Origin of the sequence: Gemmiger formicilis (assembly GCF_016901605.1) — a bacterium.
Classification (GTDB): Bacteria; Bacillota; Clostridia; order Oscillospirales; family Ruminococcaceae; genus Gemmiger; species Gemmiger formicilis_B.
The window spans coordinates 1-219 of the sequence record NZ_JACJKP010000916.1 but is presented as its reverse complement, the minus strand read 5'-3'; the positions used below and the strand labels follow the sequence as shown (position 1 = coordinate 219).

General features: G+C 56.2%; 1 protein-coding gene. It reads right to left on the bottom strand.

Annotation, left to right across the window (positions count from 1 at the left end; all coding sequences use genetic code 11):
• Positions 1 to 166, bottom strand: a 166-nt coding sequence (locus tag H6B10_RS18475) for a LicD family protein (RefSeq protein WP_430661802.1), incomplete at its 3' end; no start/stop codon positions are given.
• Positions 167 to 219 lie beyond the last annotated feature (53 nt).

The following is a 219-nucleotide window of genomic DNA, read 5'->3' as shown; positions in this document are numbered from 1 at the left end:
CTGCCCATTCCTTCTTGGCAATCTTTTTCAGCTTTTGGTAATCCCGCCGGGTCATGGCGATATCCACATCGTCATCCCAGGGGATAAATCCTTGATGCCGCGCCGCGCCAATCACCCCGATATCACCCGCAAACGGGTACAGGTGCTCTCCGACATCGGGCGCCATCTGCCGCTCAAACTGATCCTGTGGGCCTATGAATTGGTCTGCTGCTCCTGTGA